Genomic DNA, 26,141 nt, shown 5'->3' on the forward strand with positions numbered 1-26,141 from the left:
CCTCGCCCACTGTGACGGGTGTGCCTGGCGTCCCCCGCACCCGGCGCCGCCCGGAAGCGCCGCCCGGCGGGCGGGACTTGAGGGGCCGGCGCCGGGCCGGACGGCCGCGCGCCGGTGGCCGAAACGCCCCCTCATCCCCACCCGCACGAAAAGCCGGCCGGCGTGTCAGTGGCCCGTCGTACTCTGGTAGCGCAAGGAGCCAGTGCGGACACCTTCCTTGAGGGGCCGCACCTGTGATGAGCAAAGGATGGGGGTTGAGCAGGCCACCCGGCCTACCCATGACGCAGACACCCACACGAGCGCAGGCGAGCGCCCAGTTCACGGTCCCGGCCAAGCACCCGATGGTGACGGTCCTCGGATCCGGCGACGCGCTCCTGCGTGTGATCGAGGACGCCTTCCCCGCCACCGACATCCACGTCCGCGGCAACGAGATCAGCGCCGTCGGCGACGCCCGGGAAGTCGCCCTCGTGCAGCGCCTTTTCGACGAGATGATGCTGGTGCTCCGCACCGGACAACCGATGACGGAGGACGCAGTGGAACGCTCCATCGCCATGCTGCGCGCGGCGGAGAACGGCGACGGAGCCAGCGAGACCCCGGCAGAGGTGCTCACCCAGAACATCCTCTCCAACCGCGGCCGCACCATCCGCCCCAAGACGCTCAACCAGAAGCGCTATGTCGACGCCATCGACAAGCACACCATCGTCTTCGGGATCGGCCCGGCCGGCACCGGCAAGACGTACCTGGCCATGGCCAAGGCCGTGCAGGCGCTCCAGGCCAAGCAGGTCAACCGGATCATCCTGACCCGCCCCGCGGTCGAGGCCGGCGAGCGGCTGGGCTTCCTGCCCGGCACGCTCTACGAGAAGATCGACCCCTACCTCCGCCCGCTCTACGACGCCCTGCACGACATGCTCGACCCCGACTCCATCCCGCGCCTGATGGCGGCCGGGACGATCGAGGTGGCGCCGCTGGCGTACATGCGCGGCCGGACCCTCAACGACGCCTTCATCATTCTCGACGAGGCGCAGAACACCAATCCCGAGCAGATGAAGATGTTCCTCACCCGGCTCGGGTTCGACTCGAAGATAGTCATCACCGGCGATGTGACCCAGATCGACCTGCCGGGCGGCACGAAGAGCGGTCTGCGCCAGGTCCGGGAGATCCTGACCGGCGTCGACGACGTGCATTTCTCCGAGCTCACCAGCAAGGACGTGGTCCGGCACAAGCTGGTCGGCCGTATCGTCGACGCCTACGAGAAGTTCGACAGCCGCAACGGCAAGTAGCCCGCGCTGCGCGATTGAAAAGAAGCGAGACCCACTTCCCCATGTCGATCGACGTCAACAACGAGTCCGGCACGGACATCGACGAGCAGGCGATCCTCGACGTCGCCCGCTACGCCCTGGCCCGGATGCGGATCCACCCGCTCTCCGAGCTGTCGGTCATCGTCGTGGACGCCGAGGCCATGGAGCAGCTCCACCTCCAGTGGATGGACCTGCCCGGCCCGACGGATGTCATGTCCTTCCCGATGGACGAACTGCGGCCGCCGGCCAAGGACGAGGAGGAGCCCCCGCAGGGGCTCCTCGGTGACATCGTGCTCTGCCCGGAGGTCGCCGTGCAGCAGGGCGCGGCGGCCCCGACGGCGCACAGCATGGACGAGGAGCTGCAACTGCTGACCGTGCACGGCGTGCTGCACCTGCTCGGCTACGACCACGAGGAGCCGGACGAGAAGGTCGAGATGTTCGGCCTCCAGGCCGCGATCGTCGACGGCTGGCGGGCGGAGCGCGGGATCACCGGCCCCTCGCCGGCCCCGACCGTCACCTGACGGGGCCCGCCATGACCACCCTGATCGCCGTAGCGGTACTGCTCGTCATCGTCGCCTGGCTCGCCGCCTGCGCGGAGGCCGGACTGACCCGGACGACCAGTTTCCGCGCCGAGGAGGCGGTCCGCTCCGGCCGCCGCGGCAGCGCCAAGCTGGCCGCGGTCGCCGCCGACCCCACCCGCTACCTCAACCTCGCGCTGCTGGTGCGGGTCGGCTGCGAGGTGGCCGCCGGCGCCCTGGTCACCTACGCCTGCCTGCGCGCGTTCGACACGACCTGGGAGGCGCTGACCGTCGCCATCGCGGTGATGCTGCTGGTGTCCTACGTCGCCGTCGGCGTCTCTCCGCGCACCATCGGCCGCCAACACCCCCTCAACACCGCCACCACAGCGGCGTACGTGCTGCTGCCGCTGGCCCGGGTGATGGGCCCGGTGCCGCAACTGCTGATCCTGCTCGGCAACGCCCTCACCCCCGGCAAGGGCTTCCGCAAGGGCCCGTTCGCCTCCGAGGCCGAACTGCGGTCGCTGGTGGACCTCGCCGAGAAGGAGTCGCTGATCGAGGACGAGGAGCGCCGGATGGTGCACTCGGTCTTCCAACTCGGCGACACCCTCGTCCGGGAGGTGATGGTGCCGCGCACCGACCTCATCTCCGTCGAGCGCTTCAAGACCATCCGCCAGGCGCTCACCCTCGCCCTGCGCTCCGGCTTCTCCCGCATCCCGGTGACCGGCGAGAACGAGGACGACATCGTCGGCGTGGTCTACCTCAAGGACCTCGCCCGCAAGGTGCACATCAGCCGGGACGCGGAGACCGAGTTGGTGTCCACCGCGATGCGCCCGGCGGTGTTCGTCCCGGACACCAAGAACGCCGGCGACCTGCTGCGCGAGATGCAGCGGGACCGCAACCACGTCGCGGTGGTGATCGACGAGTACGGCGGCACCGCCGGCATCGTGACCATCGAGGACATCCTGGAGGAGATCGTCGGCGAGATCACCGACGAGTACGACCGCGAACTGCCGCCCGTGCAGGACCTGGGCGCCGGCCGGTACCGCGTCACCGCCCGGCTGGACATCGGCGCGCTGGGCGAGCTGTACGGGCTGGCGGAGCTGGACGACGAAGACGTGGAGACCGTCGGCGGGTTGCTGGCGAAGCTGTTGGGTCGGGTCCCGATCGCCGGGGCGACCGTCGAGGTCGACCTCTCCGACGACGGCTCGGACCCGGACCTGAAGGCGCTGCGACTGGTCGCCGAGTCGCCGGCCGGCCGCCGCAACAAGATCGTCACGGTGCTCTGCGAGCCGGTCCGCGCGGCGGCTGCGGAGAGTGACGGCGATGGTCGCTGACCGCCCGCCCACCCACCTCGCGCCCGCGGTCGAAAGGCCGCGGGCGCCCGCAGTTCCGGGCCGCGCGGCCCCGCACCACAACTGATCGGCAGTGCACCGGAAATATCCTCAAAGCCATGTCCGGGAGCGCTGGATTCCCTCGCTGAGCCCGTGGAAGGATCTTCGAGTCGGCGCGAGTCGCCTGGCGGCGGGCGGTGACGACGGAAGGGCGCCCCGCCCGTCGGATGCGCGGGTCGGCGCCGCCGGCGAGGCGGATCCGGAAACGACGTTGGCCGAAGAGCCGGGTGCCCCGGTACAGGGGAGCGGGGCAAGCGGTGCCTTTGGCCATCGGACGTTTTCGGCTCTCCCGCCGGGGCCTGCGGCCGGCTGTCCCCCACGTCGCTGGCTTTCCCGCCGCGCGGGGTGCTGTTTTTTTTGCGCCTTGCGGCGCGGGCTTGTTGCCGCTGCGCGGGGCGGTACCGCTGCGCGGGGCTTTTGGGGTGCGGTGACGGGCCTCCGGGGTGGGCATGCAGGACTGCTTCGCTTTACGTCCTGCACACCCACCCCTCCGGCCCGTCCCCTCCTGTTGGGGGTGGGTGGAAACGGTGGGTGCCATGTTCTCTCGGTGGGTCAACTCGGGCCGCTGGGTTGAGTGGTGGCCGTAAGAGGACGTATGAGCCTGAGTGGTGACCGTACGAGGATGCCTGAGCCTGCGTGGTGACGATCAGAGGACCACTAGGGCCAGCCCTCACTCCGAGAAATCCACCCCTCAACGGGAGGGGACGGGGCGGAGGGGGCGGTGTGCCAGACGTAAAGCGAAGCAGTCTGGCATGCCGCCCCCGGAGGCCCGTCACCGTAGCTGACAGCTCCGCGCAGCGGATCAATGCGCTTGCGCCGCAGGCGCAAAGACAGCAACCCGCGCGGCGGGACAGCCGACAACGTGGGGAAAGCCCAGGAATATGCTCGGGCGCATGACCGACTCCGCACCGCTGGATCCCGAAGACCGCAAGATCATCACGCTCGCGCGTTCGGCGCGGGCCCGTAACGGCGTCCCGGAGGGCGCCGCCGTCCGCGACGAGACCGGCCGCACCTACGTCGCCGGCACCGTCGCGCTGGACTCCCTCAAGCTCAGCGCGCTCCAGACGGCCGTCGCGATGGCCGTCGCCAGCGGCGCCACGTCCCTGGAGGCCGCGGCCGTGGTCACCGACGCCGAGCAGGCCGCCGACGCCGACCGGGCGGCCGTCCGCGACCTCGGCGGCCCGGACACCCCGGTCCTGGTCGCCGCCCCCGACGGCACCCTGCGCGCCAGCACCCCGGCCGGTCCGTCGGTCTGACCGCCCCCGGGCGGGGCGCCAAACCGACGCGCCCCGCCCCGGCTCCCCCGTCGGGCGGAGCGGCGGATGGTCGGAGCGACCGCGGGGATCGGGGAGAATGGGCGCCATGAGCGTTCGTACCGAGTCCACCGTCCCGCACCGCGCCGGCTTCGCCTGCTTCGTCGGCCGCCCCAACGCGGGCAAGTCCACCCTGACGAACGCTCTCGTCGGGACGAAGGTGGCGATCACCTCCAACCGCCCGCAGACCACCCGCCACACCGTCCGCGGCATCGTGCACCGCCCCGACGCCCAGCTCGTGCTGGTCGACACCCCGGGCCTGCACAAGCCGCGCACGCTGCTCGGCGAGCGGCTCAACGACGTGGTCCGCACGACCTGGTCCGAGGTCGACGTGATCGGCTTCTGCCTCCCGGCCGACCAGAAGATCGGCCCCGGCGACCGCTACATCGCCAGCGAGCTGGCCGACATCAAGAAGACGCCCAAGGTCGCCATCGTCACCAAGACCGACCTGGTCGACTCCAAGACGCTGGCCGCCCAGCTCCTCGCCATCGACCAGCTCGGCAAGGAGCTGGGCATCGAGTGGACCGAGATCATTCCGGTGTCGGCCGTCGGCGACAAGCAGGTCTCGCTCCTCGCCGACCTCCTCGTCCCGCTGCTCCCCGAGAGCCCGGCCCTCTACCCGGAGGGCGACCTGACCGACGAGCCTGAGCAGGTGATGGTCGCCGAGCTGATCCGCGAGGCGGCGCTGGAGGGCGTCCGCGACGAGCTGCCGCACTCGATCGCCGTCGTCGTCGAGGAGATGCTGCCCCGCGACGACCGCCCCGCCGACAAGCCGCTGCTCGACATCCACGCCAACGTCTACATCGAGCGCCCCAGCCAGAAGGGGATCATCATCGGCCCCAAGGGCAAGCGGTTGAAGGAGGTCGGCACGAAGTCCCGCAAGCACATTGAGGCGTTGCTCGGGACGCCGGTCTTCCTCGACCTCCACGTGAAGGTCGCCAAGGACTGGCAGCGCGACCCTAAGCAGCTTCGCAAGCTGGGTTTTTAGGCTTCCCACCTTGTTGGCTTTCCCGCCGCGCGGGGTGCTGTTCTTTGCGCCTGCGGCGCTGGCTTCGTAGCCGCTGCGCGGGGCGGTGCCGCTGCGCGGGGCTTTTGGGGTGCGGTGACGGGCCTCCGGGGCGGGCATGCAGGACTGCTTCGCTTTACGTCCTGCACACCCACCCCTCCGGCCCGTCCCCTCCCGTTGGGGGTGGGTGGAAACGGTGGGTGTCACGTCCGCCTGGTGGGTCAACTCGGGCCGCTGGGTTGAGTGGTGACCGTAAGAGGGCGAGCGGCCCCAGCAACCGGGCGATGACCGTCAGCGGACCACAATGGCTAGCCCCCCCGGGAGGCCCGTCGCCGCAGCCGACAGCCCCGCGCAGCGGCAACAAGCCCGCGCAGCGGCAACAAGCCCGCGCAGCGGCTACGAAGCCAGCGCCGCAGGCGCAAAGAACAGCAACCCCCGCGGCGGGAAAGCCAACAACGGGGGAAGCAAAAACTTACGCGCCTTCCTTGAGCAGGCGGGTAATCAACTCGCGCTGCTCGTCGGTGAGATCGGGATCCGCGCAGTACGCCGTCTTGCCGTCGACGGTGAGGGCGTACTGGAAGCCGTCGGGGACGCCGGTCGGCGGTGCGGCGTGTGCCGCGGCCATCGCGTGGTCGGCGAGGGCGTGCCATGCGGTGGCGTCGGGGCGGTCGGCCGTGTCGACCTCGGCGCGTCGCTCGATGGCGGTGAAGCCGCCCGTGCGGCGGATGTGGATGTGCATGGGGGAGTCCTACCCGTTGGGGCGGGAGTAGTCGCGCGCCGGGAGGTGACACGCGATCCGGGGAGGCGCGACCCCCGCCCCTGAGGGGTTACTTACCGGTGACGCCCACCGTCGACCACGCCTTGACCACGGCCTCGTGTTCGGCGCCCGAACCGCCGTAGCGGGTCTGGGCGGCCTGCACCGTGAGGTTGGCGAAGTCGGCGAACTGGGCGTTCTTGGCCAGGTGGCCGCCGGTGAGGACGTCGTACCAGATCTGGCCGGCGCGCTCCCACGCCTTGCCGCCGAGGGCGCTGGCGACGAGGTAGAAGGCGTGGTTGGGGATGCCGGAGTTCAGGTGGACGCCGCCGTTGTCGTCGGCGGTCTGGACGTAGCCGGCCATCGTGGCGGGCTGCGGGTCCTTGCCCAGGTGCGGGTCGTCGTAGGCGGTGCCGGGGGCCTTCATGGAGCGCAGGGCCTTGCCGTGCACGCCGGGGGCGAGCAGGTCGGCGCCGATCAGCCAGTCGGCCTGGTCGGCGGTCTGTTTGAGGGCGTACTGCTTGATGAGGGAGCCGAAGACGTCGGAGAGGGACTCGTTGAGGGCACCGGACTGGCCCTGGTATTCGAGGGCGGCGGTGTACTGCGTGACGCCGTGGGTGAGTTCGTGGCCGATGACGTCGACGGGGATGGTGAAGTCCTTGAACAGGGTGCCGTCGCCGTCGCCGAAGACCATCCGCTGGCCGTCCCAGAAGGCGTTGTCGTACTTCTGGCCGTAGTGGACGGTGGCGTCGAGCGGGAGGCCGGCGCCGTCGATGGACTTGCGGTGGTACGCCTTGAGGTAGAACTCGAAGGTCGCGCCGAGGCCGGCCTGTGCGCGGTTGACGGTGGCGTCCTTGGAGGGGCCGTCGGCCTCGGCGTGGACCTTGGTGCCGGGGAGGTTCTGCTGGTGACCGGCGTCGTAGATGGTGCGGTTGGGCTTGTCGGCGTCGGCCCGTGCCTCGTCCGGGGCGATCAGTTGGGCGGTCAGGTCGTTGCGCCGGGTGCGGTGGAGGGCGTCGTGCTCCAGGGTGCGGCGGGCGGGCTCGTGGTGGGCCGGATCGTCGGACTCGGACAGCTTGCCGAGGATGTGCGGTGGCACGATCGAGCAGAAGACGGGCGCGGTGGGGGCCGGTGCGGTGCTCTTCTGGGTCACGGATTCCTTCATGGGAAAACGGTGGCATTGCGTAATGCGTCTGTCACTGGCAGCGGCCGAAGTTCCCGAAAACGTGTGGTTGGTCGCATTTTCACCGCTGTGTCTGGGCGGTCCCGCATACTGATACGCGACTGCGGTTCCCCCATGCCTCCGCTAACGTGCTGTGCATCATGCGTTTCGGGCTGCTTCTCCTTAGCTGCCGCGGCGAGGGCCTGTAGTCGTAGGCCGACCCCCTCCCCGCGGGATCTGGTGCTGCGTTCGACCGTCGGCCGTCCCATGGATCTCCCCGAGGAGCCCTACGCAATGTCGCAGCCCGTCGGCCGCCCCACGCCGATCACCAACGCCACCCACACGCAGGTCACTTCCGGCATGCCGGTCCACAAGTACCGCCCGTTCGACGCCGTGGAACTGACCGGGCGCAGCTGGCCGGAGAAGCGGATCACCAAGGCGCCCCGCTGGCTCTCCACCGATCTGCGTGACGGCAACCAGGCGCTGATCGACCCCATGTCGCCGGCCCGCAAGCGCGAGATGTTCGACCTGCTGGTACGCATGGGCTACAAGGAGATCGAGGTCGGCTTCCCGTCGTCCGGCGAGACCGACTTCGCGTTCGTGCGGTCGATCATCGAGGACGGCGCCATCCCGGAGGACGTGACGATCTCCGTGCTGACGCAGGCGCGGGAGGAGCTGATCGAGCGGACGGTGGAGTCGCTGCGCGGTGCGCCCCGGGCCACCGTCCACCTCTACAACGCCACCGCCCCCACCTTCCGCCGGGTCGTCTTCCGCGGCTCGAAGGAGCAGGTCAAGCAGATCGCGGTGGACGGCACCCGGCTGGTGGTGGAGTACGCCGAGAAGCTGCTGGGCGACGAGACCGTCTTCGGCTACCAGTACAGCCCGGAGATCTTCACCGACACCGAGCTGGACTTCGCGCTGGAGGTCTGCGAGGGCGTGATGGACGTCTGGCAGCCCGAGGAGGGGCGCGAGATCATCCTCAACCTGCCGGCCACCGTGGAGCGTTCGACGCCCAGCACGCACGCCGACCGGTTCGAGTGGATGAGTCGGAACCTGTCGCGTCGTGAGTTCGTGTGTCTGTCGACGCATCCGCACAACGACCGCGGGACGGCGGTGGCCGCGGCCGAGCTGGCCGTGATGGCCGGGGCGGACCGCGTCGAGGGCTGCCTGTTCGGGCAGGGCGAGCGCACCGGCAACGTCGACCTGGTCACCCTGGGCATGAACCTCTTCTCCCAGGGCGTCGACCCGCAGATCGACTTCTCGCAGATCGACGAGATCCGTCGCACCAGCGAGTACTGCAACCAGATGGAGGTCCACCCGCGCCACCCCTACGCGGGCGACCTGGTCTACACCGCCTTCTCCGGCTCCCACCAGGACGCCATCAAGAAGGGGTTCGACGCGATGGAGGCCGACGCGGCCGCCCGGGGCAAGACCGTCGACGACATCGAGTGGGCGGTGCCGTACCTGCCCATCGACCCCAAGGACGTCGGCCGCTCCTACGAGGCGGTCATCCGGGTCAACTCGCAGTCCGGCAAGGGCGGTATCGCCTACGTCCTGAAGAACGACCACAAGCTGGACCTGCCGCGCCGGATGCAGATCGAGTTCTCCCGGATCATCCAGGAGAAGACCGACGCCCAGGGCGGCGAGGTCACCCCGAAGGACATCTGGGACACCTTCCGGGACGAGTACCTGCCCAACCCGCTGAACCCGTGGGGCCGTATCCAGCTCAAGGCCGGCCAGACCACCACCGACAAGGACGGCGTGGACACCCTCACCGTCGAGGCCGAGATGGACGGCGCCGAGACCATGCTGGTGGGGTCGGGCAACGGTCCGATCTCCGCGTTCTTCCACGCGCTCCAGGACCTGGGCATCGACGCCCGCCTGCTGGACTACCAGGAGCACACCATGAGCGAGGGCGCCTCCGCGCAGGCCGCCTCGTACATGGAGTGCGCCATCGACGGCAAGGTGCTGTGGGGCATCGGCATCGACGCCAACACCACCCGCGCCTCCCTGAAGGCCGTGGTCTCCGCCGTCAACCGCGCGGCGCGCTAAGCCCGTTCGCGCCACCCGGCCCCGTCGCTCCGGAGCGGCGGGGCCGTCCCGTGCGCCCGGCGTCCCGTACACATCGCGTACGCATCCGCGCCGGCATTCCGGCCAGGTGTCCGGGCGTTGTCCGATACGGGGTGCTGACGCCGCATCACCGATGTGGCTAACATCACGTAACGAACGGCGAAGAGGCCGCGGCATGGCGGAGGGCTGACGTGATGCGCAACGTATGTGTGGTGGGGGTGCGCACCTCGTGGCGGACCGTTGCCGACGGTGAGTTCTTCTGTCCCGACTGCGGCGGCGACCGCAACTACCTCCGCCGCACCGGCCGGCGCCGCCTGATCGTCCTCGGCGTGCCTGTCCTCGGCCGCGGCGACGCCGGTCCGATCCTCGAATGCGTCGCCTGCCGGGGCCACTTCGGGCTGGACGCGCTCGACCACCCGACCACCGTACGGCTCTCGGCAATGCTCCGGGACGCCGTCCACACCCTGACCCTGGCGCTCTTGGCGGCCGGCGGCACGGCCTCCCGCACGGTCCGGGACGTCGCGGTCACCGCGGTCCGCGCGGCCGGCTCCGCCGACTGCACCGAGGACCACCTGCTGACCCTGCTCGCCGCGCTCGCCGCCGACACCGGCCGGATGACCGGCACCTACGAGGCGGCCACCGGCGGCCACTGCGCACACCGGGGGCTCGACCCCTGCGGCACCGCGCTGGCCATAGAGCTCCACGAGGCGCTGGAGCCGCTGGCGCCTCATCTCGCCCCCGCCGGGCGGGAGTCGCTGCTGCTCCAGGGCGCCCGGATCGCGCTGGCCGACGGCCCGTGCAGCCCCGCCGAGCGCGAGGTGCTGAGCACCGCCGGCGACGCACTCACGCTCCGCCCGCAGGACGTGGACCGGCTGGTGGCCGCGGCGGCGCGGACGCCGCGGTATCCCGGCTGAGCGGGGGACGCGCCTCCCCACGGAGCGGTTGAACCGTTGACGCCCCGCGTCGCCGCCGGCTACGAGCCGGGGGCGACGCGGGGCGTCGAACGTCGGGCGGGTGACGCGTCGTTCACCCCGCCGGCCGCACTACAACCGGCCTGTAGGGGACCGGTCGGGGACGCCTCACGGCGTCAACCGCACCGGCAGGCTCGCCAGTCCGCCCGCGATGAAGCCGCCCGCCGCTGCCAACCCCTCCTCGGGGACGACCAGTTGCATGTCCGGGAAGCGCGCGAAGAGGGCCGGGAGGGCGGTGCGGGCCTCCAGGCGGGCCAGCGGGGCGCCGATGCAGTGGTGCACCCCGTGGCCGAACGCCAGGTGCTCCTGGTCGGCCCGCTGCAGGTCGAACGTGGCCGCGTCCGGGCCGTGTTGCTCGGTGTCCCGGCCGGCCGCCGCGTACATCGGCAGGATCGCCTCGCCCTTGCGGATCACCTCGCCGTGCGGCAGCTCGATGTCCTCGACCGCGAACCGCAGCGGCAGGCTCGCGATGGACGGCGTCCAGCGCAGCGTCTCCTCGATGACGTCGTTCCAGGACGCCTCCCCGTCGCGCACCAGCTTCAGCTGGTCGGGGTGGGTCAGCAGCGCGTACACCGCGTTGCCCAGCAGGTCGACGGTGGTCTCGTGGCCGGCGCCGATGACCAGCAGCAGGGTGTCGAGGAGCTCCTGCTCGGTCATCCCCTGGCCCTCGTCGTCGCGGGCCGCGACCAGCGCGCTGGTCAGGTCCTCGGCGGGCTCGGCGCGCTTGGCGGCCACCAGGGAGCCGAGGAGCTTGTTGACCGCCAGCCAGGTCGCGGTGGCCTGCTCCGGCGTGGCCGTGGTGTCCATGATCTCGGCGATGACGCGGGCCAGTTCGACCCGCGGCTCGCCCTCGGGGTAGCCGAACAGCTCGCAGATCACCTGCATCGGCAGCGGGAGGTTGAAGGACTGCCGCAGGTCCACGACCTCGCCCGCCGGGCGCGCCGCCAGCCCGTCCAGCAGGTCCTCGGTGATCCGCTCCACCCGGGGCAGCATGGCGTCGGTGCGGCGCGCGGTGAACGCCGGGGCGATCAGCTTCCGCAGCCGGCGGTGGTCGGCTCCGTAGGCGGTGAACATGTTCGTCACGCCTATCCACGACTGGAGCCAGCTGCCGCGGATCTCCTCGCGCTGCCACTCCGGCCAGTGGTCGCGCGGGTTCTTGGAGACCCGGTCGTCGGTGAGGAGCTGCTTGAGCAGGGCGTGACCGGTGACGCCCCAGGCTCTGATGCCGCCGGGAAGTTCGATCCGGGCGGCCGGGCCTACCGCGCGGAGGCGGGCTCCTTCGCCGTGGATGTCGGTTCCGGCGGGGTCGATGACGAAGGTCTGCTCTCGCTGTTGTGCCATGGCGTGGCTCCTGCCTGATCCGGGGTGATGGGGGTGAAACGGGCCGGGAGGGCGGCCAGGGCCCGGTGGAAGGCCCCGTTGCGCCACGTCAACTCGTCGGGGGTGCCGACGAGTTCGATGTCCGACAGCCAGGCGGTGAGCCGCTCGATCGCGGTGACGGCGATCAGCAGCGCGTGCCGCTTGACCGGGCAGGCGTGCGGACCGGCCGCCCAGGACAGGTGCGATCCGCTGCCCGACCCCGGCCCGTGCGCGGCCGTGGTGTCGAACTGGCTGTTGGCCGCCGCGTAGGAGACCATCACCAACTGGCCGGCGCGCACCCAGGTGCCGTGGAAGAAGACGTCCCGGACCGGGTAGTGCGCGGAGTAGTTGGTCAGCGGCGGGTCGTTCCACAGCACCTCGTTGATGGCGTCGTGCACGGTCAGTGCGCCACCGGAGACGGTGTTGTAGTAACGGTCGTCGGAGAGCATCCGGGCGAGCGCGTTGCCGATGAGGTTGGCCAGCGGCTCGTTGCCGGCGCCCATCACGAGGATGATGTTGTGGATCAGTTCCTCGTCGTTCAGACCGTTGGGGTGGTCCATGAACCACGAGGTGAGGTCCGGTCCGCGCGCGGCCTTCTTCGCGCCGACCAGCTCCATGATGTACTGCGTGTACGCCTCGTTGGCGGCGGCCGCCTCCTCCGGCGAATTGCCCTCCAGCATCCCCGCGATGGCCGCGATCAGCCGGTCGCTGTAGGAGTCGGGCAGCCCGAAGAGGGTGTTGAACATCAGAAGCGGGATCAGCCGCGCGTACTCCGCGATCAGGTCCGCCTCGCCGCGGTCGCCGAAGCGCCGGATCAGGGTGTCCGCGGCGTGGTGCACCCGGGCCCGCAGCTCGTGCGGCTCGACGAGCTTGAAGCTGTCGACGATGACGTCGCGGTAACGGACGTGCGCCGCACCGTCGTTGAAGAAGACGTTGGGCCGCCAGCCCAGCATCGGCAGGATCGGGGAGTCCGCCGGGATGGTCCGCATCCAGGCCCGGGAGTCCTTGGACCACGTGCTGTCGTCGTTGAGCAGCTCCAGCGCGGCCCGGTAGTCCGTCACCAGCAGCGCGGTCACCTCGGGCGCGATCTCCACCGGCGCCAGCGCCCCGTACTGCCGCAGCCGCGCGTAGACGCTGTGCGGGTCGGCCGCGAAGTCCGGGCCGTAGAGCCGCACATGCGCGTGCGGGTCCGGCGGGGCCGGTGCCTGCGCGGGCGCCGCGTGCGCCGGGCAGCCCGGCGGGGCGGCGGCCTCCGGTGGCGGGAAGCCCTGCCCGGGGCGGGACGGCGGGGCGGCGCCCGGCTGGTGCGGGGAAGTCACGGGTTCGGGGTCTCCTCGGGCGTGTGGGCCAGGACGTGGCGGACCAGCGCGATCAGCGCGTCGACGGACTGGTCCCGGTCGCGCGCGTCGCACAGCACCAACGGGGTGTCGGGGTGCAGGTCGAGCGCGTCGCGGAGGCTGTCCACGTCGTAGTGCGGGGCGTCGGGGAAGGTGTTGACCGCGACCGCGTAGCGCAGCCCGGCCTCCTCGATGATGTCCATCACCTCGAACGAGTCCGCCAGCCGGCGGGTGTCGGCGAGGACCAGGGCACCCAGCGCACCGCGGGCGATGTCCTGCCACAGCGGGCGGAACCGCTTCTGGCCGGGCGTGCCGAAGAGGTACAGCACCAGGTCCCCGGGCAGCGTCAGCCGCCCGAAGTCGATGGCGACGGTGGTGGTGGTCTTCTCCCGCACGCCGGCGAGGTCGTCGACCAGCGCGCCGGACTGCGTCATCACCTCTTCGGTGTGCAGCGGCGGGGTCTCCGAGAGCGCGCGGATCAGGGTGGTCTTGCCGACCCCGAACGGGCCGGCGACCAACAGCTTCACCAGCGTCTGGTCCGCGCTGGAGAGGTACATGCGGTCGGTCCCGGCGCCGGCGCTAGGACTTGAGAGAGCGGAGTCCATCGAGAACCCTCTCCAGGATCTGCCGGTCGAATTGCTCGGCTTCGGGTATGGGGACTCGGGCGTGCAGGCGCCCGGCATCGACGAGGTCGGCCACCAGCACCTTCACCACGCTCACGGGCAGGTGAAGGTGGGCGGCCACCTCGGCCAGAGTCAGCGCGCCGGGCTGGAGCAGCTCCAGGATCCGGTGCTCTTCGGGGCGTACCTCACTGGTGATCGGCATGTCCACGCTGATCAGCACGGTCAGCCGGTCCAACGTGTTGCGGCTCGGACGGGCGCGTCCGCCGGTCGCCAGATAGGCCGGTACGAGACGTCGTCCGCTGCTCTGGCGCGGCGTCATGCCTGGCTACCGAGGTCCCGAGCCGGGCTGTTCATGACCTTCTTGCCCAGGGTCGTCACCTGGATCTGCATGTGGTGCGCGACGACGCCCATGTTCACCTCCGGATCGGCGAAAACGGCCAGGCAGGTGTTCTCGCCCGCCGGGATCGCGAAAACGAAACCTTCCTCGGACTCGATCACCGTCTGCCGCAGCCGCGCGTCGTCCTTCTCGACGAACGCCGCGGTCACCGCGCGCCCGGCACCCTGGAGCGCCGACATCATCGCCGCGACGCCCTCCGCGGCCTCCCGCGACAGGCCCGGCGAGGCGCCCTCGATGAAGCCGTCGCCGGAGATGACGGCGGCGTGGACGACATGCGGCAGCTCCAACAGGGGAGCCAGCACCCAGGACTTGTCCTCGGTGACACGGCGACGGGTGGGGCTGTTCATGACTGGGCGTTCCCTTCGGGACTGCGCGGGTAGTCGGACTGCGGGAAGTCTGACGACTGCTGGAAGTCGTGCGACTGCGGGAAGTCTGGCTGTGCGGGCTCGGGGTGGACCGCGGCCGCCCGCCCGGACTCGGTGCCGCGCTGGAGCGCCGCCCAGCGGGACCCGGTCTCCTCCGGGGAGCGCAGGTTGAGGGTGTCCGAACGCTCCTCGGGCTGCTCGGACTGCGGCCGGCGCCGACGCCGACGCGGCAACTCACCCTCGGCGCGCGGCTGCTGCGCCTGCTCGGGCACGGACGGGAGCGGCTGCGCGGCCGGGACGGCCGGCGCGACGGGCTCCGGGAACTGCTCGACCACCGGCGCGGGCTGCGCGACCGGCGCGGCCCCCGCGGGCGTGGCCGGCGCGCCCGCACCGGTCGGCATCGCGGACGGCGCCGTCACCCGATCCCGCGGCCCGCCCGGAGCGCGGTGCGGCATCGGCGCCATCACCGACATCGGCCGCGCGCCCTCGTCGAGGACGGTCAGCAACGGATCGCCCGGTATGTAGACCACGGCTCGGACCCCTCCGTACGGCGACGGTTCCACGTGCACTCCGAATCCGTACTGCCGCACCAACTGGCCGGCAGCGGCGAAGCCGGACCGCGGCGGGTCGCCGAGCTGCGTCAGCAGCAGGTCGTCGTTGCTGGCCAGCAGCTCCATCGCGTGCTTGAGCTCGTCGTCGTGCATGCCGACGCCGTAGTCGTCGATGATCACCGACGCGCCGCGGTTGCCCTGCTGGAGCGTGACGGTGACCGGCAGTTCGCGGTGCGAGTGGTGCAGCGCGTTCGCCAGCAGCTCGGTGACGGTGATCGCGATCGGCTCGACGGCGCGCGCCACCACCGCGACCGGGTCCCGGAGTTGGTTGCTGATCTGCACCCGCTCGTAGCCGCGCAGCCGCGACGAGGCGCCGACCACCAGCTCCGAGAGGTAGGAGTCCTCGCGGGTCAGGCCCGGCCAGGCACCGCAGACCACGCCGGTGGCCTGCACGCGGCGCAGCGCCTGCTCGTTGAGGAAGTCCGCGTCCAACAGGTCCTGGGCGATCTGCGGGTCGTCGTACTTGTGCTGCATCGCCTGGAGCGAGGTCTGCACCTGGTACAGCAGCGCCTGGATGGTGGTGGTCGCGCCGCGCAGCGTGGACTGCGCCGCCGCGTCGACCCGGGTGCGCTCCCTGGTGATCGCCTCGCTGACCTGCTCCAGCACGGCGCCCAGCGCCTGGTCGGTCTCGGAACCGGCGAATCGTTTGTCCGAAAGTCCGCGCACCGGAACGTGCGGATGCGCCAACGCCAGCGTGAGGTCGGGCAGCCGGGCCTCGGCCAGGTGCCGGATCTCCACCTCGGTGGCCCGGATTCTGGCGGTCAACTCCGTGTTGTTGTGCAGGGTGGCGTTGTTGTGCTCCTCGGCGGCGCTCAGGCGGGTCCTGAGCGCGGTGCGTTCCTTGCGCACGCGGAGCAGCAGCGCCGCCAACACCACGGCGGCGGCCGTTCCTGCGCCAAGGCACCACAACAGCGCCTGCGGTATGGATGTCATCGAGATCCTCGTTCGGGGGCTTACGGGGATGTCTCGGTCGCCACGGCTGCCGTGCCGCCGAACCTCACCGGATGCTACCTGCCGCTAGACACGCCGTGAGGGGTCCTTGACGTGCGGGGACGGAGAAGTACCGAAGGTCACGTTAGCTGTTGATGACCGCTCAGTAACGTGATGTGGCCCCGTCGTCCTGAATGGACGGCGGGGCCACGGGTACCTCACGGGTGAAATGCGGTCAGGCGGTCCTGAATCGACCGCCCTTGAGCGCCCCGATGAACGAAGTCCAGCCATCGGCCGGGAAGACCAGTGCCGGACCGTGCGGGTCCTTGCTGTCACGGACGGGGACGAGACCGGGGAGGTCGTTCGAGACCTCGACGCAATCGTCGTTGTTGTGGCCGCTGTAGCTGCTCTTGTACCACTGAGCAGCGCTCAGTTCGTACTCGCGCATTGTCGGTATTCCTCCGCCGTAGATTCGATCAGGGCCAGGGACGCCTCCGGCGAGCGCGCTGCGGCCCGGATCAAATCGTAGTCCTGCTGTACGCGCTTCACTATGGCCGGATCGTCCAGCAGCGTGCCCGCATACACCGCCTCCGTATAGGCAGTTGGCGGGGCATCGTCGAAGTCCATCAGCTTCAGCATCTTGCCCATGGACGGGTACGCGCCCGCGGCGAACGGGAGGATTTGGATCAGGGCCCTGTGTTCGCGGATGAGCCGCACGAGGTGTTCCAACTGCTCGGCCATGACGGCCGGTCCGCCCACCGGCACCCGGAGGACGGCCTCATGGAGGACCACCCAATACGTGAGGCGCTTCTCGCTGTTGAGGACGACCGCGCGATCTAGACGTGACTGCACGCCCTCGTCGAACTCCTCATCCGGCGCGAATGGGCTGGCCGCTCGCATGACGGCCCGCATGTACGACTCGGTCTGGAGCAAGCCAGGCACGATCGACGGCGCGAACTCACAGATCTTCGTCGCCAACGGCTCAAGCTCCACCACCTTCGCGAAGTAATCCGCATACCGCTGATCGTCAATCAGCTTGCGCCAGGTGCGCTCGAAAAAACCGTCGGTTTGTAGAACCTGGTCGATGCGCTTCGCCACATCGAGTTGGGGGCGGCGGATCGCCTGCTCGAACTGGCCGATATAGCCGCCGGATACGAAGACCTTCTCTCCTAACATGTCCTGCGTCAGACCGGCGTTCTCCCGGTGGCGCTTGAGTTCCGCTCCCCAATACTCCCAGAGCACCTGGCGTGAGGCATTGGCCATGGTCTACTCCCTTTCCCTGCCCGGTAGTTGCAGCGTTGGCCCGCTTGCCCAGGCTAGCTCCGTGCCGGCACGCTTTCGCTGCGAACGGTGAAAAAAGACTCGGCACGGAAAGCGGTGACGATGGGGAAAGAACTGACCGAAGTGGAAAGCGCGCTCACGGAATTGCGCGAGGCTCTGGCCCGAGCTGGCATCATTTTGCCGTCGCTCGGCCTCGACCCGGTTTCGTACGCGCACCGCACCATGCCGCCCCTGGTGGAATTGGGGCGCTGCAACACCGACACCGCCCGCCGCCTGGCCCGGGCGCTGGGGGAGCGGTGAGGGCGGCGGTGGTGGTCCCGGCGTTCGGGGCGTACGTCGTGGACGTCCGGGACGGGCGGGTCGGGCAGGTCGTGGGGCGGTCCGGGGCCGGCCTCCGGCTGCGGCCGGTCGGCGGCGGGCGGGAGTGGGACTGCGCCCCCGGGGCGACCCGGTGCGCCACCGTCGCCGAGCGGCTGCGGGCGGACACCGCGTACGCCAACGCCCGCAGCCGCGGGGAGCGGGCCTGGTGAACGGGCGCGGCCCGGGCCGCGGGACGGGCGGGGCCGGTGGTGCGCGAGAATGGCCGTATGACTCTGTTCCGCGACGACGGCATCGTGCTGCGCACCCAGAAGCTGGGTGAGGCGGACCGGATCATCACCCTGCTGACCCGCGGCAACGGTCGGGTGCGGGCGGTGGCGCGCGGCGTGCGGCGGACGAAGTCGAAGTTCGGCGCCCGGTTGGAGCCGTTCTCCCACGTGGACGTCCAGTTCTTCTCGCGCGGCGGGGAGCTGATCGGGCGCGGGCTGCCGCTGTGCACGCAGAGCGAGACGATCGCTGCGTACGGTGGCGCGATCGTCACCGACTACGCCCGCTACACGGCTGGCACGGCCATGTTGGAGACCGCCGAGCGGTTCACCGACCACGAGGGCGAGCCGGCCGTCCAGCAGTACCTGCTGCTGGTCGGCGGGTTGCGGACGCTGGCCAACGGGGAGCACGCCCCGCACCTGGTGCTGGACGCGTTCCTGCTGCGCTCGCTGGCGGTGAACGGTTATGCGCCGAGTTTCGACTCCTGCGCGCGGTGCGGAATGCCCGGTCCGAACCGGTTCTTCTCGGTGGCGTCGGGCGGGGTGGTGTGCGGTGACTGCCGGGTGCCCGGAAGCGTCGTACCCTCCTCAGAGGCCATCGGGCTCCTGGGCGCGCTGCTGACCGGCGACTGGGAGACCGCGGACGCCTGTGAGGCGCGGCACGTCCGGGAGGGCAGCGGCCTCGTCGCGGCGTATCTGCACTGGCACTTGGAGCGCGGTCTGCGATCCCTCCGCTATGTGGAGAAATAGCGGGGGGACCGGTCCGGTTCCGGGCCGCCCGTTCGGCCACAACGGCACGGCACCCGCCGGAACAACACCGTCCATCGATATTGCATAGGAGACGTGGGGCGCATGGCAGTACGCGGGATTCTGGGGCGCAACCGACGTGAATACCAGACGCCCGAGCCGCACCCGTCGGGTGCGCGTCCGCCGAAGATCCCCGGCGAGCTCGTGCCGAACCACGTCGCGATCGTGATGGACGGCAACGGGCGGTGGGCCAAGGAGCGCGGACTGCCGCGCACGGAGGGCCACAAGGTCGGTGAGGGCGTCGTGTTGGACGTTCTCAAGGGCTGCATCGAAATGGGCGTGAAGAACCTCTCGCTCTACGCCTTCTCCACCGAGAACTGGAAGCGGTCGCCCGACGAGGTCCGCTTCCTGATGAATTTCAACCGGGACGTGATCCGTCGGCGCCGGGACGAAATGGATGCGCTGGGCATCCGCATCCGGTGGGTGGGCCGGATGCCGAAATTGTGGAAGTCCGTCGTCCAGGAACTCCAGGTCGCCCAGGAGCAGACCAAGAACAACGACGCCATGACGCTGTACTTCTGCGTGAATTACGGCGGTCGGGCCGAGATCGCGGACGCCGCGGCGGCCATCGCGGCCGACGTGCGGGCCGGGAAGCTGGACCCGTCCAAGGTCAACGAGAAGACCGTGGCGAAGTACATGTACTACCCGGACATGCCCGACGTGGACCTGTTCGTCCGGCCGTCCGGTGAGCAGCGCACCTCGAACTACCTGATCTGGCAGAGCGCTTACGCGGAGATGGTGTTCCAGGACATCCTTTGGCCGGATTTCGATCGACGGAACCTGTGGGAGGCGTGCCTGGAGTACGCCAAGCGGGACCGTCGGTTCGGCGCGGCGCCGCTGGAGTCGGGCGAGACGGCCACCTGAGGCGCTCCGACGACGGCGAACGGGCCGCCTCCCCTGTGGGGAGGCGGCCCGTCGGCGTTGTGGATGCGGTGCTGCGGTCGCGGGCGGTGTGCGCGCCGGGGCGCCCTAGCCGTTCGCGTCCTTCTTGGCCGCGCACTCGCCGCAGGTGCCGAAGATCTCGACGGTGTGCGCCACATCGCGGAAGCCGTGCTCGGCCGCGATCTGGTCCGCCCACTTCTCCACCGCCGGGCCCTCGACCTCGACGGCCTTGCCGCAGCCGCGGCACACCAGGTGGTGGTGATGGTCGTCGCTGCTGCACCGGCGGTAGACGGCCTCGCCGTCGCTGGTGCGCAGCACGTCCACCTCGCCGGCGTCGGCGAGGGACTGCAGCGTCCGGTAGACGGTGGTCAGCCCGACCGAGTCGCCCCGGTGCTTGAGCATGTCGTGCAGTTCCTGCGCACTGCGGAACTCGTTGACCTCGTCGAGTGCGGCCGAAACCGCGGTGCGCTGCCGCGTCGACCGGCCGCGGACCGGAGAACCCGCGCTCGTCGCCACCGTTGCCTCCCTAGGACGTCAGGACATCTCCCGCGCATGCGTTTGGCCATTGTGCCAGGTGATGACCGGGAGCCCGGTGCGGTGCTTACCGCTACCTCCTATGTATCCCTCACCCGGGCCGTCCCACACCGCGGTGCCTGCGCCGCCCGTCACACCCGGACGTCGTCCTCGACGGGGGTGCGGCCGCCCGGTACTTCCAGGGTGCACCCCTTACCGTCCGGCGCGCCGGCCCGCGCGCGCTTTCTGGCCAGCGGGGTGGCCAGCGCCGTGAAGCCCACGAACAGCACGATGGCGAAGAGCACGATGGTCGCGCCGGACGGCACGTCGACGTAGTACGAGGTGGTGGTGCCGGTCAGCGTCACCGCCACGCCGATGCCCACCGCGGTCGCGAAGGTCGCCGCGAAGCTGCGGCTGAGCTGCTGGGCGGCCGCGACCGGGATCACCATCAGCGCGCTGACCAGCAGCAGGCCGACGACCCGCATGGCGACCGTGACGGTGACCGCGGCGGTCACCGCGATCAGCAGGTTCAGCAGCCGCACCGGCAGGCCGGTGACCCGGGCGAACTCCTCGTCCTGGCAGACCGCGAAGAGCTGGCGGCGCAGCCCGAGCGTGATCGCCAGCACCAGGGCGGCCAGCACATAGATCGTGATCATGTCCTGCGGTGAGACGGTGGTGATCGAACCGAAGAGGTACGTCCCCAAGTTGGCGCTGGAGCCCGCGTCGGAGAGGTTCATCAGCATCACGCCGCCCGCCATGCCGCCGTAGAACAGCATGGCCAGCGCCAGGTCGCCGCGGGTCTTGCCGTACCAGCGGATCAGCTCCATCACCACCGAGCCGACGACGGCGACCACGGTGGCCATCCACACCGGGCTGGTGTTGAGCAGGAAGCCCAGGCCGACGCCGGTCAGCGCGACGTGGCCGATGCCGTCGCCCATCAGGGCCTGGCGGCGCTGGACGAGGTAGATGCCGATGGCGGGGGCGGTGATCCCGACGATCAGGGCGGCGATCAACGCCCGTTGCATGAAGGCGTAGTTGAGGAGTTCCATCAGCTCAGCAGCCCCGTTCGGAGCGGTTCGGCCGACGCGTCGGCGTGCGGGTGGACATGGTCGTGGCCGGGCAGGGCGTGCTGGCCGACGGCCTCCGGCGGCGGGCCGTCGTGGACGACGCAGCCGTCCCGCAGCACCACCGCGCGGTCGATCAGCGGCTCCAGCGGCCCCAGTTCGTGCAGGACCAGCAGGACCGTGGCGCCGCGGGCGACCTGCTCGCGCAGCGCGGCGGCCAGCACCTCCTGGCTCGCCAGGTCCACGCCGGCCATCGGCTCGTCCATGATCAGCAGATCGGGTTCACCCGCCAGCGCCCGGGCGATCAGCACCCGTTGGTGCTGACCTCCCGACAGCGCGTTGACGGAGTCCTTGATCCGGTCGGCCATCCCGACCAGTTCCAGTGCGTGGTGCACCGCCGCCCGGTCCGCCTTGCGCAGCAGGCCCAGCCTGGTGCGGGCCAGCCGGCCGGCGGTGACCACCTCGCGGACGGTCGCTGGCACCCCGCCGGCCGCCGTGGTGCGCTGCGGCACGTAGCCGATCCGCGCCCAGTCCCTGAAGCGGCGGAACGGCGTGCCGAAGAGCGCCAGTTCACCGCCGGTCAGCGGGACCTGCCCGATGACCGAGCGGACCGCGGTGGACTTCCCGGACCCGTTGGCGCCGAGCAGCGCGACGACCTCGCCGGCCCGCACGGTCAGGTCGACGCCGCGCAGTACCGGGCGGGCGCCCAGCGTCGCGGTCGCGCCGCGCAGCTCGATGACCGCCGGCGGCTGCGCGTCCGGCGACTCCTCGGCCGTCGCCGCTATGACGGCCTGGCCGGTGTCCTTCATCTGCTGACCTCCGTCGTGCGGCGTCGTGGCGGGCGGGGCGTGCCGGGTGGGCACGGGGTGCGCGGGGTGGGTCACTTGGCGCCGAGCGCCTTCTGGAGCGCGGCGAGGTTGGCGCGCTGAACGGAGAAGTAGTCCTGGCCGCGGGACTTGTCGGTGATGCCCTCCAGCGGGTCCAGCACGTCGGTCTTCAGGTGCAGGTCGCCGGCGAGGGTCTTGGCGGTGGCCGGGTTGGCCAACGTCTCGAAGAACACCGTGGAGACGTGGTGGGACTGCGCCAGGGTGTGCAGCTCCTTGATCCGGTTGGCGCTGGGCTCGGACTCCGGGTCCAGGCCGCTGATCGCCTCCTGGACCAGGCCGTAGCGCTCGGCGAGGTAGCCGAAGGCCGCGTGCGTGGTGATGAAGGTGTCCGAAGCCCGGTTCTTCAGGCCGTCCTTGAAGTCGGTGTTGAGCTTGTCCAGCTTCTCCACCAGCACATCGGTGTTCTTCTGGTAGGCGGCCTTGTTCTTCGGATCGGCGTCGGCGAACGTCTTGTTGACGCCCTTGGCGATCTCGGCGAACTTCACCGGGTCCAGCCAGACGTGCGGGTCCTGGCCGGGCTCGGCGTCGGAGTGGGAGTGCGAACTGTCGCCGTCGGAGGCGTGGTCGTGCCCGTCCTCCTCGGCGTGGTCGTGCCCGTCTGCCGCGCCGTGGTGGTGCCCGTCGACCTCGGTGCCGTGCGCCTCCGTGCGGGTCAGCTCCGCCGCGTTGGCGATGTGCTTGACGCCGGACTGCTTGACCGAGTCGTCCACGGCGGGCTGGAGCCCCTTGAGGTAGACGATCGCGCCGGACTCGCTGAGCTGCGCGGTCTGCTTGGCGGTGAGCGTCAGGTCGTGCGGCTCCACGCCCGGCTTGGTGAGGTTGGACACCTCCACGTGGGAGCCGCCGATCTGCTCCGCGAGGAACTGCAGCGGATAGAACGACGCCGTCACCTTCAGCTTGCCGTCGTCGGAGCGCCCGGAGGCGCTGGGGGAGCAGGCGGAGAGGGTCGCGAGACCGAGGACCGCGGCTCCGGCGACGGCCACGGTGGATATTCGGGAGCGTACGTTCATGACAGTCATTTTCAACAAACATGGAAATGATTGTCAACAAAGTGCGTGCCAGGTCACAGGCCGAACAGAACCGGCCGGAAGCGATCCTTTATCGATTTGGTCCGGGGGGTACGCCCGCCGCTACCCTGAACTATTCGCTCGCGCGATCCCTGAGCAGCACCCTTCGTCGAGGCGCACCGCGCCCCTGTCCACCGTCCGACGTCGTACTGAAGAGAGCACCGTGGCCGCCGACAAGATCGATACCATCGTCAGCCTGAGCAAGCGCCGTGGCTTCGTTTACCCCTGCAGCGAGATCTACGGCGGCTCCCGCGCTGCCTGGGACTACGGTCCCCTCGGCGTCGAGCTCAAGGAGAACATCAAGCGCCAGTGGTGGCGCGCCATGGTCACCTCCCGCGAGGACGTCGTCGGCCTCGACTCCTCGGTGATCCTGGCCCCCGAGGTGTGGCAGGCGTCCGGCCACGTCGCCACCTTCACCGACCCGCTCACCGAGTGCACCTCCTGCCACAAGCGCTTCCGCGCCGACCACCTGGAGGAGGCGTACGAGGCCAAGCACGGCCGCCTCCCCGAGAACGGCCTCGCCGACGTCAACTGCCCGCACTGCGGCAACAAGGGCGGCTTCACCGAGCCCAAGCAGTTCTCGGGTCTGCTCTCCACCCACCTCGGCCCCTCGCAGGACACCGCCTCCGTCGCGTACCTGCGCCCCGAGACCGCCCAGGGCATCTTCACCAACTTCGCGCAGGTCCAGCAGACCTCCCGGAAGAAGCCGCCGTTCGGCATCGCCCAGATGGGCAAGTCCTTCCGGAACGAGATCACGCCGGGCAACTTCATCTTCCGCACCCGCGAGTTCGAGCAGATGGAGATGGAGTTCTTCGTCAAGCCGGGCGAGGACGAGCAGTGGCACGAGTACTGGATGGAGCAGCGCTGGAACTGGTACCGCGACCTCGGCCTCCGCGAGGAGAACGTCCGCTGGTACGAGCACCCCAAGGAGAAGCTCTCCCACTACTCCAAGCGCACCGCTGACATCGAGTACCGCTTCCAGTTCGGCGGCTCGGAGTGGGGCGAGCTGGAGGGCGTCGCCAACCGCACCGACTACGACCTCTCCTCGCACGCCAAGGCGTCCGGCCAGGACCTCTCCTACTTCGACCAGGAGGCCGGCGAGCGCTACACCCCGTTCGTCATCGAGCCGGCGGCCGGTGTCGGCCGCACCATGCTCGCCTTCATGCTCGACGCCTACACCGAGGACGAGGCGCCCAACGCCAAGGGCAAGTTGGAGAAGCGCACGGTGCTGCGCCTCGACCCGCGCCTGTCGCCGGTGAAGGTCGCGGTCCTCCCGCTCTCCCGCAACCCGCAGCTCTCCCCGAAGGCCAAGGGGCTGGCCGCGGACCTCCGCAAGTTCTGGAACATCGAGTTCGACGACGCCGGCGCCATCGGCCGCCGCTACCGCCGCCAGGACGAGATCGGCACCCCGTTCTGCGTCACCGTCGACTTCGACACCCTCGACGACAACGCGGTCACGGTGCGCGAGCGCGACACGATGAAGCAGGAGCGGGTGGGCCTGGACCAGATCCAGTCGTACCTGGGTACGCGACTGCTCGGCTGCTGAACCGCCTGACGGCGGGGTGGCCGACGGGCCCGCCTGACGGTGGGTCGGCCGCCGACGGTGGCGCGGGCCACGGTCGTCGGGCCGCGGCCCGGGCCGCCTCGTAGGGCGATGTGAACGCCGGCCGGTCCCCGAACTCGTCGGGGACCGGCCGGCGTTCGCGTTGCCTGCCGTGCCGTGCCGTGGCGCGGTGTGCCGCCTGTGCGCCTGGTGCGCTCTGGCTATCTACTGCCGCAGACCGCGGAGGACGAGGTCGCGGACGACCTCGAAGTCCGCGGTGATCCCCGGGTGGGACCACTCGGGGGCGTAACAGGGGTCGTGGAAGCGGCCGGTGGCGGCGAAGACGGCGTGCGCGGTGGTGGCGGGCGGGTCGGCGCGGAACGCGCCCTCCGTGACACCCGCCTCGATGATCTCGGTCAGCTGCCCCTCAAGATCGCTGACGTGCCGGTCGACCACGCCGCCGCTCTCCCCGATCAACGCCATGTACGTCGCGAAGAGTTCGGGATCGTCACCGGCCTTGTGCCGCTTGGCCTGGAACAGCGTGGCCAACCAGCGGCCCAGCCGTTCCTCGGCGGGGCCGTCCTCCTCGACGATCTCCGCCAACTCCCGGCTCGTACGGTCCAGCCAACGCGCCGTGACCGCCTCCCGCAGCGCCGTCTTCGTACGGAAGTGGCGGTACACGCTGCCGTGACTCACGCCCAGCGCCCGCGCGACATCGACGACGGTGGCCTTCGCCGGCCCGTACCGGCGCAGCACCTCCTCGGTGGCTTCGAGGATCCGCTCGGGCGTCAACGTCTCGGGGGGCATGGGGAGGGGTGGCCTTTCGCGAAGCGGTGCTCTTCTTATGTATCGACCGTATCGTCTGCGACTGATTTTGCTTCCCACGTTGTCGGCTGACGCCGGTTGGTTCCCACGTTGCCGTCTGTCCCGCCGTGCGGGTTGCTGTCTTTGCGCCCGGCGGCGCGGGGCCGGTCCGCTGCGCGGGGCGAGCCGATGTGTCCGCTGCCCGTCCGCTCCGCGGGGCGGGGCGAGTTGTTGTCCGCTGCGCGGGGCTGTCGGGGTGCGGTGACGGGTCGGAGGGGGCGGTAGGCCAGACTGCTTCGCTTTACGTCTGGCCTACCGCCCCCTCCGACCCGTCCCCTCCCGTTGAGGGGTGGGTTTTCCCTGGGTGGGGGCTGGCCCTTGTGGTCCTCTGATCGTCACCACGCAGGCTCACGCATCCTCGTACGCCCTCTTACGGTCACCGCTCAGGCTCATGCGTCCTCGTACGGTCACCACTCAGTCCAGCGGCCCGAGTTGGCCCACCGGGAGGATGTGGCACTCACCGTTTTCACCCACCCTCCAACGGGAGGGGACGGGCCGGAGGGGTGGGGGTGCCAGACGTAAAGCGAAGCAGTCTGGCACCCCG

The 26,141-nt window shown here is 70.3% G+C and carries 27 protein-coding genes; 12 read left to right on the plus strand and 15 right to left on the minus strand.

Annotated elements, in window-relative coordinates:
• Positions 1-278 precede the first annotated feature (278 nt).
• From ACIQU6_RS13600 to era, 5 genes are all read left to right on the plus strand, one after another.
• Positions 279-1,280 carry a PhoH family protein gene (locus ACIQU6_RS13600; RefSeq protein ID WP_403481775.1) on the plus strand — a complete coding sequence of 334 codons (1,002 nt, stop codon included), beginning with the start codon at positions 279-281 and terminating at the stop codon, positions 1,278-1,280.
• A gap of 41 nt (positions 1,281-1,321) precedes the next feature.
• Positions 1,322-1,819 carry an rRNA maturation RNase YbeY gene (gene ybeY, locus ACIQU6_RS13605; RefSeq protein WP_403481776.1) on the plus strand — a complete coding sequence of 166 codons (498 nt, stop codon included), beginning with the start codon at positions 1,322-1,324 and terminating at the stop codon, positions 1,817-1,819.
• Between the two features lie 11 nt (positions 1,820-1,830).
• Positions 1,831-3,150 carry a hemolysin family protein gene (locus tag ACIQU6_RS13610; RefSeq protein ID WP_403481777.1) on the plus strand — a complete coding sequence of 440 codons (1,320 nt, stop codon included), beginning with the start codon at positions 1,831-1,833 and terminating at the stop codon, positions 3,148-3,150.
• Positions 3,151-4,100: 950 nt separating this feature from the next.
• On the plus strand, positions 4,101-4,463 hold the full coding sequence (locus ACIQU6_RS13615) for a cytidine deaminase (protein ID WP_403481778.1): 363 nt from the start codon (positions 4,101-4,103) through the stop codon (positions 4,461-4,463).
• A gap of 97 nt (positions 4,464-4,560) precedes the next feature.
• Entirely contained in the window at positions 4,561-5,508 is a 948-nt protein-coding gene (gene era / locus ACIQU6_RS13620) for a GTPase Era (RefSeq protein ID WP_403481779.1), read from the plus strand.
• A 490-nt stretch (positions 5,509-5,998) separates the two neighbouring features.
• Here the strand turns inward: era and ACIQU6_RS13625 are convergent, their stop codons facing one another.
• The gene (locus tag ACIQU6_RS13625) at positions 5,999-6,265 is read right to left on the minus strand and encodes a protealysin inhibitor emfourin (RefSeq protein WP_403481780.1); all 267 of its coding nucleotides are present in this window, start codon (positions 6,263-6,265) and stop codon (positions 5,999-6,001) included.
• Between the two features lie 88 nt (positions 6,266-6,353).
• Complete coding sequence (locus ACIQU6_RS13630; RefSeq protein ID WP_403481781.1) at positions 6,354-7,445, minus strand: M4 family metallopeptidase; 1,092 nt, start codon at positions 7,443-7,445, stop codon at positions 6,354-6,356.
• Between the two features lie 291 nt (positions 7,446-7,736).
• On the opposite strand from ACIQU6_RS13630, the gene leuA reads away from it, so the two are divergent.
• Together leuA and ACIQU6_RS13640 are read left to right on the plus strand one after the other, a co-directional pair.
• Positions 7,737-9,494, plus strand: coding sequence for a 2-isopropylmalate synthase (gene leuA, locus ACIQU6_RS13635; RefSeq protein WP_403481782.1), 1,758 nt, complete (start codon positions 7,737-7,739; stop codon positions 9,492-9,494).
• A 212-nt stretch (positions 9,495-9,706) separates the two neighbouring features.
• Positions 9,707-10,426, plus strand: coding sequence for a TerB family tellurite resistance protein (locus ACIQU6_RS13640; protein ID WP_403481804.1), 720 nt, complete (start codon positions 9,707-9,709; stop codon positions 10,424-10,426).
• 165 nt (positions 10,427-10,591) lie between these two features.
• On the opposite strand, the gene ACIQU6_RS13645 is transcribed toward ACIQU6_RS13640, so the two are convergent.
• The 8 genes from ACIQU6_RS13645 to ACIQU6_RS13680 form a co-directional block, all read right to left on the minus strand.
• Positions 10,592-11,824 carry a cytochrome P450 gene (locus tag ACIQU6_RS13645; RefSeq protein WP_403481783.1) on the minus strand — a complete coding sequence of 411 codons (1,233 nt, stop codon included), beginning with the start codon at positions 11,822-11,824 and terminating at the stop codon, positions 10,592-10,594.
• Positions 11,740-13,161 (minus strand): cytochrome P450, encoded by a 1,422-nt coding sequence (locus ACIQU6_RS13650; protein ID WP_403481784.1) that lies wholly within the window; start codon positions 13,159-13,161, stop codon positions 11,740-11,742. The genes ACIQU6_RS13645 and ACIQU6_RS13650 overlap by 85 nt, the downstream gene beginning before the upstream one ends.
• The gene (locus ACIQU6_RS13655; protein ID WP_403481785.1) at positions 13,158-13,784 is read right to left on the minus strand and encodes a GTP-binding protein; all 627 of its coding nucleotides are present in this window, start codon (positions 13,782-13,784) and stop codon (positions 13,158-13,160) included. The genes ACIQU6_RS13650 and ACIQU6_RS13655 overlap by 4 nt, the downstream gene beginning before the upstream one ends.
• Positions 13,759-14,121, minus strand: coding sequence for a DUF742 domain-containing protein (locus ACIQU6_RS13660; protein ID WP_274915784.1), 363 nt, complete (start codon positions 14,119-14,121; stop codon positions 13,759-13,761). Before ACIQU6_RS13660 ends, ACIQU6_RS13655 begins: the two co-directional genes overlap by 26 nt.
• Positions 14,118-14,546 carry a roadblock/LC7 domain-containing protein gene (locus ACIQU6_RS13665; RefSeq protein ID WP_366339986.1) on the minus strand — a complete coding sequence of 143 codons (429 nt, stop codon included), beginning with the start codon at positions 14,544-14,546 and terminating at the stop codon, positions 14,118-14,120. The genes ACIQU6_RS13660 and ACIQU6_RS13665 overlap by 4 nt, the downstream gene beginning before the upstream one ends.
• A complete protein-coding gene (locus ACIQU6_RS13670) occupies positions 14,543-16,108 on the minus strand; it encodes an ATP-binding protein (RefSeq protein WP_403481786.1) in 1,566 nt (521 codons plus the stop codon). Before ACIQU6_RS13670 ends, ACIQU6_RS13665 begins: the two co-directional genes overlap by 4 nt.
• Positions 16,109-16,340: 232 nt before the next feature.
• Entirely contained in the window at positions 16,341-16,553 is a 213-nt protein-coding gene (locus ACIQU6_RS13675) for a DUF397 domain-containing protein (protein WP_403481787.1), read from the minus strand.
• A complete protein-coding gene (locus ACIQU6_RS13680) occupies positions 16,535-17,368 on the minus strand; it encodes a Scr1 family TA system antitoxin-like transcriptional regulator (protein WP_403481788.1) in 834 nt (277 codons plus the stop codon). The genes ACIQU6_RS13675 and ACIQU6_RS13680 overlap by 19 nt, the downstream gene beginning before the upstream one ends.
• 120 nt (positions 17,369-17,488) lie before the next feature.
• Between ACIQU6_RS13680 and ACIQU6_RS13685 the strand changes: the two genes are divergently transcribed.
• The 4 genes from ACIQU6_RS13685 (at position 17,489) to ACIQU6_RS13700 (ending at position 19,641) form a co-directional block, all read left to right on the plus strand.
• Complete coding sequence (locus tag ACIQU6_RS13685; protein WP_403481805.1) at positions 17,489-17,686, plus strand: hypothetical protein; 198 nt, start codon at positions 17,489-17,491, stop codon at positions 17,684-17,686.
• The gene (locus ACIQU6_RS13690; protein ID WP_403481789.1) at positions 17,683-17,916 is read left to right on the plus strand and encodes a hypothetical protein; all 234 of its coding nucleotides are present in this window, start codon (positions 17,683-17,685) and stop codon (positions 17,914-17,916) included. The genes ACIQU6_RS13685 and ACIQU6_RS13690 overlap by 4 nt, the downstream gene beginning before the upstream one ends.
• A gap of 57 nt (positions 17,917-17,973) precedes the next feature.
• Entirely contained in the window at positions 17,974-18,720 is a 747-nt protein-coding gene (gene recO / locus ACIQU6_RS13695; protein WP_403481790.1) for a DNA repair protein RecO, read from the plus strand.
• A 102-nt stretch (positions 18,721-18,822) separates the two neighbouring features.
• Complete coding sequence (locus tag ACIQU6_RS13700; RefSeq protein WP_403481791.1) at positions 18,823-19,641, plus strand: isoprenyl transferase; 819 nt, start codon at positions 18,823-18,825, stop codon at positions 19,639-19,641.
• Between the two features lie 105 nt (positions 19,642-19,746).
• On the opposite strand, the gene ACIQU6_RS13705 is transcribed toward ACIQU6_RS13700, so the two are convergent.
• The 4 genes from ACIQU6_RS13705 to ACIQU6_RS13720 form a co-directional block, all read right to left on the minus strand.
• Positions 19,747-20,175 (minus strand): Fur family transcriptional regulator, encoded by a 429-nt coding sequence (locus ACIQU6_RS13705; RefSeq protein WP_403481792.1) that lies wholly within the window; start codon positions 20,173-20,175, stop codon positions 19,747-19,749.
• A gap of 149 nt (positions 20,176-20,324) precedes the next feature.
• Positions 20,325-21,221, minus strand: coding sequence for a metal ABC transporter permease (locus ACIQU6_RS13710; protein ID WP_403481793.1), 897 nt, complete (start codon positions 21,219-21,221; stop codon positions 20,325-20,327).
• Entirely contained in the window at positions 21,221-22,045 is an 825-nt protein-coding gene (locus ACIQU6_RS13715; RefSeq protein ID WP_403481806.1) for a metal ABC transporter ATP-binding protein, read from the minus strand. Before ACIQU6_RS13715 ends, ACIQU6_RS13710 begins: the two co-directional genes overlap by 1 nt.
• Positions 22,046-22,116: 71 nt before the next feature.
• Positions 22,117-23,133 (minus strand): metal ABC transporter substrate-binding protein, encoded by a 1,017-nt coding sequence (locus tag ACIQU6_RS13720; RefSeq protein ID WP_403481794.1) that lies wholly within the window; start codon positions 23,131-23,133, stop codon positions 22,117-22,119.
• 220 nt (positions 23,134-23,353) lie between these two features.
• Here ACIQU6_RS13720 and ACIQU6_RS13725 point away from each other — a divergent pair, with 220 nt between their 5' ends.
• Positions 23,354-24,736 carry a glycine--tRNA ligase gene (locus ACIQU6_RS13725; protein ID WP_403481795.1) on the plus strand — a complete coding sequence of 461 codons (1,383 nt, stop codon included), beginning with the start codon at positions 23,354-23,356 and terminating at the stop codon, positions 24,734-24,736.
• A gap of 222 nt (positions 24,737-24,958) precedes the next feature.
• Here the strand turns inward: ACIQU6_RS13725 and ACIQU6_RS13730 are convergent, their stop codons facing one another.
• A complete protein-coding gene (locus ACIQU6_RS13730) occupies positions 24,959-25,540 on the minus strand; it encodes a TetR family transcriptional regulator (protein ID WP_403481796.1) in 582 nt (193 codons plus the stop codon).
• Positions 25,541-26,141: the final 601 nt, after the last annotated feature.

Origin of the sequence: Streptomyces sp. NPDC090442 (assembly GCF_044769405.1) — a bacterium.
Taxonomy (GTDB): Bacteria; Actinomycetota; Actinomycetes; order Streptomycetales; family Streptomycetaceae; genus Streptomyces.